Source organism: Streptomyces sp. GbtcB7 (genome assembly GCF_019091445.1).
Lineage (GTDB): Bacteria > Actinomycetota > Actinomycetes > Streptomycetales > Streptomycetaceae > Streptomyces > Streptomyces mirabilis.
In genome coordinates this window covers 108,576-123,741 of the sequence record NZ_JAGXJM010000013.1, presented here as the reverse complement: position 1 = coordinate 123,741, position 15,166 = coordinate 108,576, and the positions used below count along the sequence as shown (strand labels likewise).

Below are 15,166 nucleotides of genomic sequence, written 5' to 3'. Positions count from 1 at the left end.
GTCAGCTCACTCCTGCCGGGGTCCCGACCTCACCCGTGCGCTTGAGCTTCTGCCAGCGGAGGCGGCCGCCGGTCAGAGCGGTCACGGAGGAGTGGATCAGGACGAGGTACATCATCTGGCGGTATGCGAGCTGCTGCAGCGGCAGCATCGCGAGGTAGCGGTACTTCTCGCGGTCGAGGCGGAACGCGTAGGCGGCGCAGACGAGTTGGACGACCAGCACCGCCAGCCAGGCCAACAGCGAGGCCCAGAAGTCCACGAAGATCATCGAGTAGACGGTGAACACGTCGATGAGCGGAGCGAGGACCGGCGTGATGATCTGGAAGATCACGACGAGCGGCATACCGATGCGGCCGAAACGGCCCGACGGGCCCTTGTCCGTCAGGGACTTGCGGTGCTTCCACAGCGCCTGCATGGTGCCGTACGACCAGCGGTAGCGCTGCGACCACAGCTGCTTGAGCGAACTCGGCGCCTCCGTCCAGGCCCTGGCGTGCTCCTGGTAGACGACCCGCCAGCCCGCGCGGTGCATCGCGATGGTGATGTCGGTGTCCTCGGCGAGCGTGTCCTCGCTCATGCCGCCGACCTCGAGGACCGCGTCGCGGCGGAACGCGCCGATCGCGCCCGGGATGGTGGGCATGCAGCGCAGCAGGTCGTACATGCGGCGGTCGAGGTTGAAGCCCATCACGTACTCGATGTGCTGCCAGGCGCCGATGACGGTGTTGCGGTTGCCGACCTTGGCGTTGCCCGCGACCGCGCCGATGCCCGGGTCCGCGAAGGGCTGGACGAGCTGGTGCACGGCGTCCGGTTCGAAGACGGTGTCGCCGTCCATCATCACGACGATGTCGTAACTGGCGTTGCGAACGCCGTTGTTGAGGGCGGCCGGTTTGCCCGCGTTCTCCTGGCGGATGACCCGGACGTTGGGCAGGCCCAGCGACTCGGCGATCTCCTTGGTGCCGTCCGTGGAGCCGTCGTCGACGACGATGATCTCGATCGGATGGGTGCTCTGCGCCAGCGAGTGGAGCGTGTTGGCGATGCACTCCTTCTCGTTGTACGCGGGCACGATCACCGTCACCGGCCTGGTGACCGTCGGCCCCCAGCTGAACTTGCCGCCCTTGCCGCGTTTCCTGTTGCGCTGTCTGTAGTGGCTGCGGGCGAGGATCAGCATCATCCCGAAGCGGCCCATGACGGAGATGCCGACGACCAGCAGCAGCCAGGAGAGCAGCGGCAGGACCCATTCGGCGACCGCGACCGCGTAGATGAGGGCCTTGCCCTCGTAGAGGGTCGAGCCGGTGGCCTTCTGCTGGCCGGACTGCTCGACGTTCACCTTGTTGGAGGAGTTGTTGGTGGAGTTGTTGGTGGAGTTGTTGGTGGAGCCCGAACCGGGCGCGGACTGCGTGCCGCCCGGCTGCTCGCCCAGCGCTCCGGCACCGGCCCCCGCACTCGCCCCGGCACCCGCACCGGTACCGGTCTGTCCCACCCCGGCCTCGACGGCCTGTCCGGAACCGGTGGCGCCCGTGCGGCCGGCACCGTTCGGCGCCCCGTTCAGCTTCGCCATCGCGCCGCTGACGGTGGTGAAGGAGTATCCCTTCGCCTTCATCTTCTTGATGTACGTGTCGAGCGCCTTGACCGTCTCCGAGCGGTCGCCGCCCGCGTCGTGCATGAGGACGACGGCGCCCTCGTTGTTCTTCGGCGTGGCCCACTGGACGATCTTCGAGACGCCCGGCTTCTTCCAGTCGTCGCTGTCGGTGTCGACGAAGACGCTGGTGTAGCCGAGGTTGCCGATCTCCTTGTAGACGGGCCAGCTGTAGTTGTCGACGGCGTTGATCTCCGAGGAGTACGGGGCCCGGAACAGCGTCGTCGTGATCCCCGCCGCACCCGCGAGCGCGAGCTGGGTCTGCTTCAGCTCGCGCTGGAGCCGGCCCGTGCCCTGGTAGGAGAGGTCGACGTGGGTGAAGGTGTGGATGCCGACCTCGTTGCCCTGGTCCACGAGGTCCTTCACGACGCCCGGATAGCGGGAGACCATCGAGCCGACCATGAAGAAGGTGGCCTCGATGTTGTTGTCCTCGAGCACCTTGAGGATCTGGGGAGTCCAGGTCGGGGTCGGACCGTCGTCGAAGGTGAGCACGATGGTCTTCTTCGGAACGGACTGGGTCTTGGCCGTGCCGCCCGTGAACGTCAGGAGCGGACCGCCGTCAAGGATCTTCTGCGGCACCTTGTCGTAGGCCGCGCCGTCGCGCACCCGCGCGTCGTTGCCGATCTCGGAACGCAGATAGCCGTCGAGCAGCATCACGCTGGTGAGCCCCAGCAGGAGCAGCAGGGCGAGGATCACACGCGGTTTCTGCAGCGCCGCGGCCTTGCCGGCCGCCCGCTCCATCTTGGTGGGGGCGCGCCGGCGGCCGCGTGAAGGCGTCGTCGAAGTCATGGAGGTGGGTCCGTTCCGGTCAGTTGGCGCCGGTGGAAGCGGACGCGGATGCGGCCGGGGAAGCGGCCGAGGAGGGGGCCGTGCCCGTGCGCAGGCCCGACGGCGGGGTGCCGGTCGGCCTGCCGGTGGGGGCCTCGCCGCCCTGCGGCCGAAGGTTGCCCCCGGGTGCGGAGCCGGCCTGGCCACCGCTGAACGGGAAGAGCGAGGACGGGGTCAGCGAGGTGCCCCAGCCCATGAAGGCCATCCCGAGGACGACCGCGTAACCGAAGCAGACGGCGCCGACGAGCATGCCGAACCTGCGCAGCAGACGTGCTCTGCGCCCGGAGTTGTCAACGAACACGGGACCGTCTTCGGACGCGTTGCCGCGTTTGCGGCGGCGGCCGCGCCCTTGACTGTGGTTTTCGATGGCTGACTCGGATTGCATTCCCCGGATATTAGGGCTCCTTTATGTGGCCAATTCTCTGGTTCTCATGTGAGGCGCCCATGAAACTTGGCCCAAGCTGTCCATTCCCTGAGAGAATCCTTGAACATCCGCGCAGCTCAGGGTCGATACATATTTACCTTGTGTACCGATTCGCGGCCCGGCTTGCCCGATTCGCGTACCGCTACTCATGGGTTACCCCTGCGGTTCCTGTATTCGGTAATCACCCTCGGATGTGCCACCTTGGAACTCCCGAATCGCACTTTGTTTCGGTCCTGAGACAGAAATCACGAGAGCGGGTGCATACGCAATGAGGGGTTATCTGAGGCCGGCTGCCGGGCTCACCTGCCTGTTTGCTCTGGCGGCGGGGTGCTCTTCCGGCGGTACGGGCACCACGGACGCGGCGCCCGCGCAGACCTCCCGGGCCCCGCGGACGAGTGCGGCGCCCTCCGAGAGCGCGTCCTCCTCCAGCACCTCGTCCAGCACCTCGTACGCGCCCTACGTGAGCGCCACGGAGGCCTCCGCGACGGACTCGACGGGGTCTCCGACCACGTACAACCTGGCCTTCGTGATCTCCGACGGCACCCACTGCACGGCCAAGTGGAACGGCACGGACGCCATCGACAAGGCCGCCGTGAAGTCCCGGATCTCGGCGCTGAAGGAGTCCGGCGCGAGTGTGCGCGTCTCGTTCGGCGGAGCGTCCGGCAAGGAGCTGGCGGAGGTCTGCGGCAGCGCGAGCGCGCTCGCGGCGGCGTACGGGGCGGCGCTCGACGCCGCCGGGTCCACCCAGGCCGACTTCGACATCGAGGGGGACGCGCTGACCGACTCCGCGTCGGTGGCGCTGCGGTCCAAGGCGATCGCGCTGCTCCAGAAGGAGCGCGGTGACCTGAAGGTGTCCTTCACGCTGCCGGTCATGCCGTCCGGGCTGGATTCGGACAGTCTGGCGCTGCTGGAGTCCGCCAACGACAACTCCGTGACGGTCTCCACGGTCAACATCATGACGATGAATTACGGGAGTTCGTACGCCGGGGACATGGGCGACTACGCCGAGACGTCCGCCAAGGCGACCCACGATCAACTGCAGGATGTGTTCGGCCTGTCGAGTGCGGGGGCCTGGCAGGGGCTCGCGTTGACGTCGATGATCGGGGACAACGACGTGGCCAATGAGACGTTCAGTCTCTCGGACGCGGCGCAGGTCCGTGCGTTCGCCGAGTCGAAGAAGATCGCTTGGGTGTCGATGTGGTCGACGTTCCGGGATCAGCAGTGTTCGAGTGATGACGCTTCTTCGGACAATGCGGCGACCAATTGCAGTGGGGTTTCGCAGAGTTCGGGGGCGTTTGCGGAGGCGTTCGCTGGGTGACGGCACATATCTGATCTGCGGGCCGGTGGGGGCTGGTCGCGCAGTTCCCCGCGCCCCTAAAAACGGGGCGCTTCCCCGCCCGGGGTGAAGAAGTTCAGCGGCGTCTGTGTACCAGGCGGCCCGCGCACACCGTCGCGATGCATGCTCCGTCCGCATCGAAGACCGCGAGGTCGGCACGTCCCGCGTCGACGATCGCGGTCTCTCGCGTACGCGGGAGTACGGCGACCTCGTTGCGGGAGGCCGCCGCGCGGAGGTCGGGGGTGTCGGCGTACTGCTGCAGTACGGCGGTGGCGCCCGACTTCAGGACGGCATGCAGCCGCTCCCTGGGGGACGGCGCGTCGGGCAGTGGGCCCTCATGGACGAGCGCAGGCCCGAGGGCCCCGGGCCAGCTGCGGACCCGCGCCCCCGGAAAGCGCTCCAGCAGCACGTCCAGCGGGCCGGTGCCCGCGACCCGGTCGCCCTCCACGGCGACCGCGCCGTCCTTCAGCGGGTCCGCGTCCCAGCTGATGCGCAGCTCGTCGGCGGTGTGGATCGTCAGCACGGCGGGGCTAGTTGGAGGCGAGCAGCTTCAGCTCGGGGTGCGCCGTACCGCCCTCGATCGCGGTGGACGAGATGTGGGACATGACGCGCTCGTCGACCGGGTCGTTCGCCGGGTCGTCGTGGACGACGATGTGCTCGTACGTCGTGGTCCGCTGGGCGGGCACGCGGCCGGCCTTGCGGATCAGGTCGATGATCTCCATGCGGTTGGAGCGGTGCTTGGCGCCGGCGGAGGAGACGACGTTCTCCTCCAGCATGATCGAGCCGAGGTCGTCCGCGCCGTAGTGCAGGGAGAGCTGGCCGACCTCCTTGCCGGTGGTGAGCCAGGAGCCCTGGATGTGGGCGATGTTGTCCATGAACAGCCGGGCGATCGCGATCATCCGCAGGTACTCGAAGAGCGTCGCCTGCGTGCGGCCCTTCAGGTGGTTGTTCTCGGGCTGGTAGGTGTACGGGATGAAGGCGCGGAAGCCGCCCGTGCGGTCCTGTACGTCACGGATCATCCGCAGGTGCTCGATGCGCTCGGCGTTGGTCTCGCCGGTGCCCATGAGCATGGTGGACGTCGACTCGACGCCCAGCCCGTGCGCGGTCTCCATGATCTCCAGCCAGCGCTCGCCGGACTCCTTGAGGGGGGCGATCGCCTTGCGGGGGCGGGCCGGGAGGAGTTCGGCACCGGCGCCCGCGAAGGAGTCGAGGCCGGCGGCGTGGATCCGCTGGATGGCCTCCTCCACACTCACCTTGGAGATGCGGGCCATGTGCTCGACCTCGGACGCGCCGAGGGAGTGGATGACCAGCTGCGGGTAGGCGGCCTTGATCGCGGCGAAGTGCTTCTCGTAGTACTCGACGCCGTAGTCCGGGTGGTGTCCGCCCTGGAACATGATCTGCGTACCACCGAGTTCGACGGTCTCCGCGCAGCGGCGCAGGATGTCGTCGAGGTCGCGCGTCCAGCCCTTGGCGGTGTCCTTGGGAGCCGCGTAGAAGGCGCAGAACTTGCACGCCGTGACGCACACGTTCGTGTAGTTGATGTTGCGCTCGATGATGTACGTGGCGATGTGCTCGGTCCCCGCGTACCGGCGGCGGCGTACCGCGTCCGCGGCGGCGCCCAGGGCGTGCAGCGGGGCGTCGCGGTAGAGGACGAGCGCCTCTTCGGGGGTGATCCGCCCACCCGCGGCAGCACGGTCGAGGACGGCTGTGACATCAAAAGACGTGAGGTCGGCCTTCTCGGTCACCGGGAGCGTCCCTTTCGTAAGGGTTCTGGACGGACCCGGCCAGCCTACGCCAGCCCCGCCCGCGGCCCGACGTCAGGCCGCGTACGCCCCGATCAGCAGCCCGACGTACGCCCCCGCGATCAGGAACGGTCCGAAGGGGATGGACGTCTTGCGCCCCGCGCGTCGCATCAGCACCAGCCCCAACCCGTACAGGCCGCCGAACAGGAACCCGGCGAAGGTACCGAGCACCACGGTCCCCCATCCGTACCAGCCGAGCACGGCCCCGATTCCCAGCGCGAGCTTCACGTCCCCGAAGCCCATGCCGTTCGGGTTGACGAGGAAGAGGAGGAAGTACGCGCCGCCCAGCACGAGCGAACCGAACAGCGCGGTCGGCCACTCCCCCGCGTGCTCCGGTACGAGGGCCATCACGCCCAGCAGTACGAGCGCCAGGCCCGCGAGTGGGAGGGTCAGGACGTCCGGCAGGCGCTGCACCCGGAAGTCCACGACCGCGAGCAGCACGCCGAGCGGGGCGAGCAGCAGCCAGACGGCCAGTTCGGGGCGGGCGCCGGTGGCGAGGGCGAGACCGGCACAGGCAAGTGCGGTGGTGAGGGCGACGAGTGGGGTGGTGGGGCCGTAGCGGTACGCCGTCGGGGCGTCGAAGGGCCCCGACCAGGACGTACGAAGGTCACGAAGATCACGAAGGTGCTGAGCGCAGTCGGCGCAGCGGGCGAGGCCGAGCCAGCCGCCCGCGGCGCCGGTGAGGACGTGTCCGTCGGGGCACCGGGTCCGCCACGCCTCGTCCGGCTCCACCGCGAACCGGTAGGCGGCCCGCGGCACCAGCAGTCCCGCCGCCGCGCCCCAGAGGGCGGCGAGGACGGTCAGCCACAGCGGCCGGACGGACCAGAGTTCGAGGTCCACGGCTACTCGGCCTTCGACATGCGCGCCACCGGATCGCCCGCGTCCGCGTTGTCCGTCTCGTACTTGAGGTCGCCCCCGGCGGGGATCAGCCGCACCTCGTGGCTGCCGGTCGTGCAGGTGCCGGGGTTGGACGTCTTGGCGACGCTCGTCGCGGTGAGCTGGCCGTCCGTGACCTTCTTCAGGACGAGTACGTCGTCACAGATGCCGCCGATCAGATCGGTCGACCGGAACGTGCCCAGCTCCTTGCCCACGGCGGCCTGGTGGAGGGTGACCCGGAACGTGCCCGCGGGCAGCTTCCCGTTCAGCGCGTAGGCGTCGCCCGACCAGGTGCCGAGGTAGTGCGCGGGCACGGAGGCGAGCGTCGCGCCGGCCGAACCCGCGGCGCTCAGTGTCGCGGCCGGAGGGCTGGCCGCGGAATCGGAGCCGCTGGAAGCCGAGTTGTCACCGCCGCCGCCCGGGAGCAGATGGAACATGAACACCGAGCCCACGGTCACCGCGGCCAGGGCTCCCGCTACGGCCAGCGCGAGCGTGCAACTCACCCTGCGGCCACGACCGTTCGCACCGGGTGCCGAGGTCGCGGCCATGCTGACGGAGAGCTTGCCCGGGTGGACCGTCGGCGCCGCGACCGCGTCCTGGACATCGCGTTGCCCCGGAACGTACGTCGGCACGGCGTACGGCGGCATGGTCGGCGGCGGGCCGAACACCCCGTCGGGCGGCGGCGTCCCGGCCCCGGAGTCCGTGCCCACCGAAGGGCTGCTGAACCTCACCGGCCCGGACGGCGTCACCTCCGCCGCCTCCAGGTTCAGCAGCTGCACCGCGCTGCGGCTGACCTGCTCCACCAGGGGCCCCGGCAGCCAGCCGGCGGTCACCAGCCGGGCCGCCCCCTCGGGGGCCAGGCGTCCGGCCACCTCACCCGGGGTCGGCCGGCCTGCCGGGTCCTTGGCGAGGCAGGCGGCCACGAGTTCTCGTAGCTCCCCGTCCAGGGAGCCGAGCCGGGGTTCCTCGTGCACCACCTTGTAGAGGAGGGCGGCCGAGGAGTCACCGGGGAACGGGGACTCGCCCGTCGCCGCGTACACCAGCACCGCGCCCAGGGAGAAGACGTCCGCCGCGCCCGTGACCCCCTTGCCGAGGATCTGCTCGGGGGACATGTAGCCGGGGGAGCCGACGGAGACGCCCGTCGAGGTGAGGGAGGCGGTGCCGTCGGTGGCCCGGGCGATGCCGAAGTCGATGAGGAGGGGGCCGTCGAGGGTGAGCAGGACGTTGGAGGGCTTGACGTCACGGTGGACGAGGCCCAGTGCGTGGACCGCCGTGAGCGCCTCGGCCAGGCCCGCGCCCAGTACGCGTACCGAATGCGCCGGAAGCGGACCGCCCGCGTCCGCGACCGCCGCGGCGAGCGAGGGACCGGCCGCGTAGCCGGTCGCGACCCACGGCACGGACGCCTCCGGATCCGCGTCGAGGACCGGGGCCGTCCACGCGCCGCCCACCCGCCGCGCGGCCTCGACCTCGCGGCGGAAGCGGGCGCGGAACTCCTCGTCGAGCGCGAAGTGCGGGTGCACGATCTTGACCGCGACCGTCCGCCCGCCCGCGCTGCGGCCCAGGTACACCCGCCCCATGCCGCCGGCGCCCAGCCGGCCGAGCAGCCGGTAGGGCCCCACGACCGTGGGTTCATCCACTCCGAGCGGCTGCATGGCGCTCCCACCTCCCCCGTACGCACGGACGCACTGCCCAGCAGGGTAGTTCCGTACGCCCCCGCGGGGTCCCGAACGCCCCCGCGGGTTCACAACGTCCCGGCGATCTCAGGGAGTCAGCAGTTCGACCTTCACGTCCGTCGGGAAGCCGGTGGTCGAGCCGACCCGTCGGGCGAACTCCTGTACGGCCGCGAGCTGCGGGCCGCCGAAGCGGAAGTCGAGCGTGGTGAAGTACTGCTCCAGGGTCCGCTCGTCGAAGGCCTCCCAGCGGGCCGCCTGCTCGGCGACCTTGGAGACCTCGTCCAGCGAGAGGTCCCGGGAGGCGAGGAAGGCCTCGTGCACCTTGCGGGTGACGACGGGCTCGCGCTCCAGGTAGTCGCGGCGGGCCGCCCACACGGCGAAGACGAACGGCAGACCCGTCCACTCCTTCCACAGCGTGCCGAGGTCGTGCACCTCCAGACCGAACTTCGGCCCGTCGAGGAGGTTGGCCCGCAGTGCCGCGTCGCCGATGAGGACGGCGGCGTCGGCCTCCTGCATCATCAGGCTGAGGTCGGGCGGGCACGTGTAGTAGGACGGCTGGACGCCGACACTCTCGGCCAGCAGCAGCTGCGCGAGCCGAACAGATGTACGAGAGGTGGAGCCGAGGGCGACCCGGGCGCCGTCCAGCTGGTCCAGCGGGACCTGCGAGACGATCACACAGGACATCACCGGACCGTCGCAGCCGACCGCGATGTCCGGGAAGGCGACCAGCTCGTCGGCGTGCTTGAGGAACTCGACGAGCGTGATGGGCCCGATGTCGAGGTCGCCCTGCACCAGCTTCTCGCTGAGCTTCTCCGGGGTGTCCTTGGTGAGCTCGAAGTCGAGGAGCGTGCCCGTTCTCGCGAGCCCCCAGTAGAGGGGCAGGCAGTTCAGGAACTGGATGTGGCCGACGCGCGGCCGGGTGCGGTAATTGTCCACATCGCGAGGCTAGACCCCATGGAGTACCGTGCAGTCTCCAGGGTCCCCGCGTGGTTTCAGAAACCCTTCCGCCCTCTTGTGTCAACCCTTGCGACAGCGAGTCGACACCACCACGTCAACCCATCCGCCATGCGGGTCAAACATCCGGGTGACGTGATCTTGCCCCCTATTGCATTCGGCTGCCTGCGTGCTAGGCTCGCCGCAAGTTGCAGTTTGGTTTCCCTTGCAGTACAGAGCCTGCGGAGCATGTGACCGCGGGCTCTCGTCGTTTTCAGACGTATGCAGTTGTTTACACAATCGCAGGTTCTGGAGCAGGGCAACCCTTTGGGCCCAAGGAGGGCTTATGGCTACCGGAACCGTGAAGTGGTTCAACGCCGAAAAGGGCTTTGGTTTCATCGCCCAGGAAGGCGGCGGCCCGGACGTCTTCGTCCACTACTCCGCGATCAACGCGAGCGGATTCCGCTCTCTCGAAGAGAACCAGTCGGTTTCCTTCGACGTCACGCAGGGTCCGAAGGGCCCGCAGGCGGAGAACGTCACCCCGATCTAAGTCTGCGGGCTTCATGAGCCCAATGCTTTGATCCGGAACGGATCGCACTACCCAAGGAGCCCCGCGCCAGCCGGTCGCGGGGCTCCTGCCTTGTCCTCCCCTGTCCTCCCTTGTCGGCGGTGCGCCCCTACCGCACGTACAGCTCCTCGATCTCCTTGTTGAAGTCACGTTCGATCGCCGCCCGCTTCAGCTTCATGGTGGGGGTCACGTGGCCCGCCAGTTCCGTGAAGTCTCCCGGGAGGACGGCGAAGCGACGGATGGACTCGGGGCGGGAGACGAGTTTGTTGGCCTCGTCGATCGCGCGCTGGAGGATGACGTTCAGCTCCGGGTCGTCCATGAGGAGCTCCGGCGGGACGGGGTGCTTGCCGATCATCTGGCGCCAGTGGGTGATGCCGTCCTGGTCCAGGGTGATGAGGGCGGTGACGTAGGGGCGGCGGTCGCCGAGGACGATGCACTGGGCGATCAGCGGATGCGAGCGGAGCCAGTTCTCCAGAGGCGCGGGGGCCACGCTCTTGCCGCCCGCGGTGATCAGGATCTCCTTCTTGCGGCCCGTGATGGTGAGGTAGCCCCCGTCGTCCAGTTCGCCGATGTCACCGGTCGCGAACCAGCCGTCCGGCGCCGCGTCGACGACGCCGCCCGCGTTCGGGTCCCAGTAGCCGCGGAAGATCTGTTCGCCGCCGAGCAGGATCTCGCCGTCCCCGGCTATCCGTACCCGGGTGCCCGGCAGCGGCCAGCCCACCGTGCCCAGTCGGGGTTTGAGCGGGGGCGTGACGGTCGCGGCGGCGGTGGCCTCCGTCAGGCCGTACCCCTCGAAGATCTCGATGCCGGCACCCGCGTAGAACGCGGCGAGACGGCGGCCCAGCGGGGAGCCGCCGCAGATCGCGTAGCGGACCTTGCCGCCCAGCGCGTTGCGGATACGGCGGTAGACCAGGGGGTCGTAGAGGGCGCGGGCGGCGCGCAGGGAGCGTGAGGGACCCGGCCCGATGCCGTGCTGCTTGGCCTCGATCGCCTCGCCGTAGCTGCACGCGATGCGCGCGGCACGGTCGAAGGAGGACCCGCGGCCCATCTTCTCGGCCGTGGCGCGGCCGGTGTTGAACACCTTCTCCAGGACATAGGGGATGGCCAGCAGGAAGGTGGGTCGGAAGCTCGCCAGGTCCGCGAGCAGGTCCTCGGTACTGAGGCTCGGCGCATGGCCCAGGCGTACCCGGGCGCGCAGACAGGCGACCGCGACCATCCGCCCGAAGACATGGGAGAGGGGGAGGAAGAGGAGCATCGACGCGGCGTCCGAGGTCTTCGCCTTGAAGATCGGGTAGAGCAGTTCGATCGCGTTGTCGATCTCGGCGAAGAAGTTGCCGTGGGTGAGTGCGCAGCCCTTGGGGCGGCCGGTGGTGCCCGAGGTGTAGATGAGGGTGGCGAGCGTGTCGGGGCCGAGCACCCCACGGCGCACGGCGACCTCCTGGTCCGGGATGTCCTGGCCCAGCTCGGCCAGCCGCTCCAGGTGTCCCTTCTCGAAGACCCACATGTGCCGCAGGTCGGGGATCCGGTCGCGTTCCGGGCCGAGGGAGGACGCCTGCGCCACCGTCTCCGTGGCGAGGGCGACCGCTCCCGAGTCCTGGAGGATCCAGCGGACCTGGAAGACGGAGGAGGTGGGGTAGACGGGGACGGTGACCAGGCCCGCCGCCCAGGCCGCGAAGTCCAGGAGCGTCCACTCATACGTCGTCCGCGCCATGATCGCGATGCGGTCGCCGGGCGCCAGGCCCTCGGCGATCAGGCCCTTCGCCACCGCCAGCACCTGCGCGGCGAACTCGGTGGCGGTCACGTCCTCCCAGGCGTCGTCGGCGTTCTTCCTGCTGAGGACCGCCGCGTTCGGAGCCACGGTCGCGTTCTCGAACGGGATGTCCGCGAGCGAGCCGTGGGTCACCTGACCGACGAGGGGTGGCACGGACACCTCGCGCACCACTCCGTCCAGCCGCTTGATCTCGGGCTCCACGAGGGAGGGTGGGGAGTCGTACGGGCTGGGCTGGGTGGACATGGAGCGGCTCCTTGGCTACCAGGACCCGGTCGGTATGAGGCGGGTTGGGGGCGCAAAGCCTCATACGTGCCTGGGGCGTGGGGGGTTCATGCGAGTTTCAACAAGGCAGGGGTGACCGGGATCGTACGGGGCGGGAGTGTGGGGTTTGTGGGTGTTCAAGGCGGGCGAAGTGCGAGTTACCCGGGGTAAATCTTAATTCTTCAGAGGAAGTTCGGCCCATACCGTCTTGCCGACCAGGCGGTGCGCGACGCCCCATACGGTGGCGAGCACGGCCACGACGACCAGACCCCGCCCTCCCTCACCGTCCACCTCCCCCGCACCGAACCGCAACTGCCGGTCACCGCGCGTGTCACTCACCTCGATGCGCAACGTGCCCTCCGGAAGCCGCAGCAGGCGGAGTTCGAAGTCGCGTCCGGGTACGCGGCCGTGGGTGACCGCGTTGGCGGCGAGTTCCGCCACGACGTGCTGTGCGATGTCGTTCACGTCGCTGTCGTGCGGGTATCCCCACTCGGCGAGTTGGTGCGCGGTGAGGTGACGGGCCAGGCGGGCGCCGCGCGGGGTGGAGCTGAGGCGCTGGCTCAGTTCGTCGGTGGGGGTGGAGATTCGAGAGTTCACATCACCGAGCGTGGTCGGCTCGCCCTACGCTGACCAGGAGTGACCCGGCGACGCTGCGTAGCCGTACGGATGCGGTGCGCGGGATGTGCGGGTTGTCGGCCGTGGCGGTGAGCGTGTGAAGGCGGTGGCGTACGTGACGGAAGAGACCGACCGGAGGCCGGAGACACCGGCGGAGGCCGAGGGAACGACGGGCTTGTTCACCGCGCTCGGCAAGATGCTGAAACTGCTGCGCGAGCGGGCGGGGCTGACGCAGAAGGAGTTCGGGCAGGCGGTGGGGTACGGGCCCGACGCGATCTCCGCCATGGAGCGGGGGGTACGGGTGACTCGGCCCGAGCTGCTGGAGAAGGCCGACGAACTCCTCGACGCCGGGGGCCTGTTGAAACAGGCGATCCCCGAGGTCAGGGAGGCGATGAAGAAGGCGCGGACGCGTCATCCGGAGTGGTACCGGAGTTACGCGGGGTTGGAGGCGGAGGCGGTTGAGCTGCATTTCTACGCCAACCAGGGTGTGCCGGGGCTGTTGCAGACGGAGGACTATGCGCGAGCGGTGTTCGGCCAACGACGCCCGTTTCTGAGCGAGGACACCATCGAGAAACGGGTCGCCGACAGGCTCTCCAGGCAGCAGGTCTTCGACCGTTGGCCGCCGCCCGCCGTAAGTTACGTACTCGAAGAGGTCATGCTGGACCGGCCGATCGGCGGGCAGGCCGTCTTTAAAGACCAACTGCTCAACCTGTTGCGTGTCGGCAGCATGCGCAACGTCGAGATCCAGGTGATGCCGACCCGCCGCGAGGAACACCCCAACCTGGACAGCGCGTTCAACCTGCTGTCTCCCAAGAGGTACGGGCAGGTTGCGTACACGGAGGCGCAGGGCTTCCCCCGCCTGATCACCGACCCGGAGGAGGTCCGAAAGATCGCCGACCGCTATGGGATCATGCGCGCACTGGCACTCAACCCCATGGAGTCCCGGGCCCTGATCAAGAAGAAGCTGGGGGAGCTATGAACACCGAAAAACTCAACTGGTTCAAGTCCAGCTACAGCAGCGGCGAAGGCGGCGAGTGCCTCGAAGTCGCCTACACCTGGCGCAAGTCGAGCTACAGCGACGGCGAGGGAGGTCAGTGCCTAGAAGTCGCTGTCACCCCCCACACCATCCACATCCGCGACTCCAAGAACCCCACCGGCCCCCGCCTCACCCTCTCCCCCACCACCTGGTCCGCCTTCCTCACCGCCGGGCCCGGGATTGCGGGCCCCTGACGCGGACGACGCGACGAACGCCGCGGAACTCGGCGCGGCCCTGTCCGTCGAGATCGGGCGCTCGGTCCCCCACGACGGGTACCACCTGATCGGCCTGGACCCCGTCAGCGGGACCATCTCCTTCCACGTCACCCGGCACGGCTACGGCATGAGCGCGCGGCGCGTGCTGAACGAGGAGTACTGGCGGACCAGTTCGACGCTGCCCTTCCCGGCCCTGTTCGGCGGACCCACGCCCGTCGCCGTGCTCGGCACGGGCGGTGACGTGCCCCCGTGCGGCGTACGGCTGCACGAGGTCATGCGGGCCGAGGGGCTGGGCTGCGAGATGCGGATCGCGCTCAGCGTGGGCGGCCTGGCGTGCGGCGGCATGCTGCTGCTGCGGGCGCGCGGCGGCAGGCCGTTCTCGGACACCGAGATCGCACGCGCCGAGCGACTCGCCGCACCGCTCGCCGTCGCCCTGCGCCGCTTCGTGGCCGGGCGGCCGCTGCGCCTGCTGCCGTACGAGGGGCCGCCCGGGGTGGTGGTCGTGGGCCGGGACGACACGGTCGAGGCGGCGAGTCCCGGCGTACAGGACTGGCTGTACGAGTGTCTGCCCGCACCCGGCGGACCATCGGGCTCCCCGGGCCCTGCGAAGCTGGACCACGAGGCCCTGCTCAGCTCCGTCTGCAACATCACGGCCACCGCGCGCCGGGCACCGGACGGTACGGCGGTCACCCGGATGTTCACCGCGCGCGGCTGGGCCCTACTGCACGCCCAGCCGCTCTGCTCGGCGGAGAGGGCGGGCGAGACGGTGATCACCATTCAGACGGCGACGGCCGAGGCGCTGCTGCCGGCGGTGGCCGCCTGGTACGGGATCACCCCGCGGGAACGGGAGGTGGTCCGGCACGCGCTCGAAGGTCTGGCGGCGAAGAACATCGCCCGCCGCCTGGAACTGTCACAGCACACCGTCAACGACCACCTGGGAGCCGTCTACCGCAAGTTGGGCGTGAGCGGACGCGAGGAACTCTTCGCGTGCCTGCGACACCGTCCGACCCGCTAGGACCTTGTCCCAAGGGATACAAGGGACGCAACGGATACCCCCTAGTTCTCGGGATACCTCCCCGCCTCGGCACCCGCCACCGTGATGACGGGAATCACCGAGCGAGGGACCACCATGCACCTCCTGCGCCTGACCATCGCACTCCTCATCACGGCGGCCACTCTGGCAGTGGTGACCCTCTGC

Annotated in this window: 14 protein-coding genes; 5 read left to right on the top strand and 9 right to left on the bottom strand. The window is 69.3% G+C overall.

Features of this window, described 5'->3' with window-relative positions:
* Nucleotide 1 precedes the first annotated feature (1 nt).
* The gene (locus KVT44_RS22295; RefSeq protein WP_217568265.1) at nt 2–2,419 is read right to left on the bottom strand and encodes a bifunctional polysaccharide deacetylase/glycosyltransferase family 2 protein; all 2,418 of its coding nucleotides are present in this window, start codon (nt 2,417–2,419) and stop codon (nt 2–4) included.
* Between the two features lie 19 nt (nt 2,420–2,438).
* A complete protein-coding gene (locus KVT44_RS22290; protein ID WP_308314074.1) occupies nt 2,439–2,759 on the bottom strand; it encodes a hypothetical protein in 321 nt (106 codons plus the stop codon).
* A gap of 391 nt (nt 2,760–3,150) precedes the next feature.
* Here KVT44_RS22290 and KVT44_RS22285 point away from each other — a divergent pair, with 391 nt between their 5' ends.
* Nucleotides 3,151–4,200, top strand: a complete 1,050-nt coding sequence (locus KVT44_RS22285) for a chitinase (RefSeq protein ID WP_217568264.1) — start codon at nt 3,151–3,153, stop codon at nt 4,198–4,200.
* A gap of 94 nt (nt 4,201–4,294) precedes the next feature.
* Here KVT44_RS22285 and KVT44_RS22280 read toward each other — a convergent pair whose 3' ends face one another.
* From KVT44_RS22280 to KVT44_RS22260, 5 genes are all read right to left on the bottom strand, one after another.
* Nucleotides 4,295–4,741, bottom strand: a complete 447-nt coding sequence (locus KVT44_RS22280; protein ID WP_217568263.1) for a hypothetical protein — start codon at nt 4,739–4,741, stop codon at nt 4,295–4,297.
* A 7-nt stretch (nt 4,742–4,748) separates the two neighbouring features.
* Complete coding sequence (gene mqnC / locus KVT44_RS22275) at nt 4,749–5,963, bottom strand: cyclic dehypoxanthinyl futalosine synthase (RefSeq protein ID WP_054232140.1); 1,215 nt, start codon at nt 5,961–5,963, stop codon at nt 4,749–4,751.
* 72 nt (nt 5,964–6,035) lie between these two features.
* Nucleotides 6,036–6,860 (bottom strand): A24 family peptidase, encoded by an 825-nt coding sequence (locus KVT44_RS22270; protein WP_217568262.1) that lies wholly within the window; start codon nt 6,858–6,860, stop codon nt 6,036–6,038.
* 2 nt (nt 6,861–6,862) lie between these two features.
* Nucleotides 6,863–8,548: a serine/threonine-protein kinase gene (locus KVT44_RS22265; RefSeq protein WP_217568261.1), complete on the bottom strand. Its 1,686-nt coding sequence runs from the start codon at nt 8,546–8,548 to the stop codon at nt 6,863–6,865.
* Nucleotides 8,549–8,656: 108 nt separating this feature from the next.
* Complete coding sequence (locus KVT44_RS22260) at nt 8,657–9,505, bottom strand: menaquinone biosynthetic enzyme MqnA/MqnD family protein (protein ID WP_099921219.1); 849 nt, start codon at nt 9,503–9,505, stop codon at nt 8,657–8,659.
* 343 nt (nt 9,506–9,848) lie between these two features.
* On the opposite strand from KVT44_RS22260, the gene KVT44_RS22255 reads away from it, so the two are divergent.
* On the top strand, nt 9,849–10,052 hold the full coding sequence (locus KVT44_RS22255) for a cold-shock protein (protein ID WP_028805073.1): 204 nt from the start codon (nt 9,849–9,851) through the stop codon (nt 10,050–10,052).
* A 127-nt stretch (nt 10,053–10,179) separates the two neighbouring features.
* On the opposite strand, the gene KVT44_RS22250 is transcribed toward KVT44_RS22255, so the two are convergent.
* Together KVT44_RS22250 and KVT44_RS22245 are read right to left on the bottom strand one after the other, a co-directional pair.
* Nucleotides 10,180–12,084: a long-chain fatty acid--CoA ligase gene (locus tag KVT44_RS22250; protein ID WP_217568260.1), complete on the bottom strand. Its 1,905-nt coding sequence runs from the start codon at nt 12,082–12,084 to the stop codon at nt 10,180–10,182.
* 192 nt (nt 12,085–12,276) lie between these two features.
* The gene (locus KVT44_RS22245) at nt 12,277–12,699 is read right to left on the bottom strand and encodes an ATP-binding protein (RefSeq protein ID WP_217568259.1); all 423 of its coding nucleotides are present in this window, start codon (nt 12,697–12,699) and stop codon (nt 12,277–12,279) included.
* A gap of 85 nt (nt 12,700–12,784) precedes the next feature.
* Here KVT44_RS22245 and KVT44_RS22240 point away from each other — a divergent pair, with 85 nt between their 5' ends.
* Genes KVT44_RS22240 through KVT44_RS58175 form a run of 3 tightly spaced genes read left to right on the top strand, consistent with a single transcriptional unit; the run spans nt 12,785 to nt 14,983 of the window.
* The gene (locus KVT44_RS22240; protein WP_308314073.1) at nt 12,785–13,696 is read left to right on the top strand and encodes a helix-turn-helix transcriptional regulator; all 912 of its coding nucleotides are present in this window, start codon (nt 12,785–12,787) and stop codon (nt 13,694–13,696) included.
* Entirely contained in the window at nt 13,693–13,947 is a 255-nt protein-coding gene (locus tag KVT44_RS22235) for a DUF397 domain-containing protein (RefSeq protein ID WP_217568258.1), read from the top strand. Before KVT44_RS22240 ends, KVT44_RS22235 begins: the two co-directional genes overlap by 4 nt.
* Nucleotides 13,934–14,983, top strand: a complete 1,050-nt coding sequence (locus tag KVT44_RS58175) for a helix-turn-helix transcriptional regulator (RefSeq protein WP_254649712.1) — start codon at nt 13,934–13,936, stop codon at nt 14,981–14,983. The genes KVT44_RS22235 and KVT44_RS58175 overlap by 14 nt, the downstream gene beginning before the upstream one ends.
* Nucleotides 14,984–15,166: the final 183 nt, after the last annotated feature.

Excerpts from the sequence above, each read along its gene's own strand:
- KVT44_RS22295 (WP_217568265.1), bottom strand. The coding sequence starts at position 2,419 with ATGACTTCGACGACGCCTTCACGCGGCCGCCGGCGCGCCCCCACCAAG.
- KVT44_RS22285 (WP_217568264.1), top strand. The coding sequence starts at position 3,151 with ATGAGGGGTTATCTGAGGCCGGCTGCCGGGCTCACCTGCCTGTTTGCT.
- KVT44_RS22265 (WP_217568261.1), bottom strand. The coding sequence starts at position 8,548 with ATGCAGCCGCTCGGAGTGGATGAACCCACGGTCGTGGGGCCCTACCGG.
- KVT44_RS22255 (WP_028805073.1), top strand. The coding sequence starts at position 9,849 with ATGGCTACCGGAACCGTGAAGTGGTTCAACGCCGAAAAGGGCTTTGGT.
- KVT44_RS22250 (WP_217568260.1), bottom strand. The coding sequence starts at position 12,084 with ATGTCCACCCAGCCCAGCCCGTACGACTCCCCACCCTCCCTCGTGGAG.
- KVT44_RS22235 (WP_217568258.1), top strand. The coding sequence starts at position 13,693 with ATGAACACCGAAAAACTCAACTGGTTCAAGTCCAGCTACAGCAGCGGC.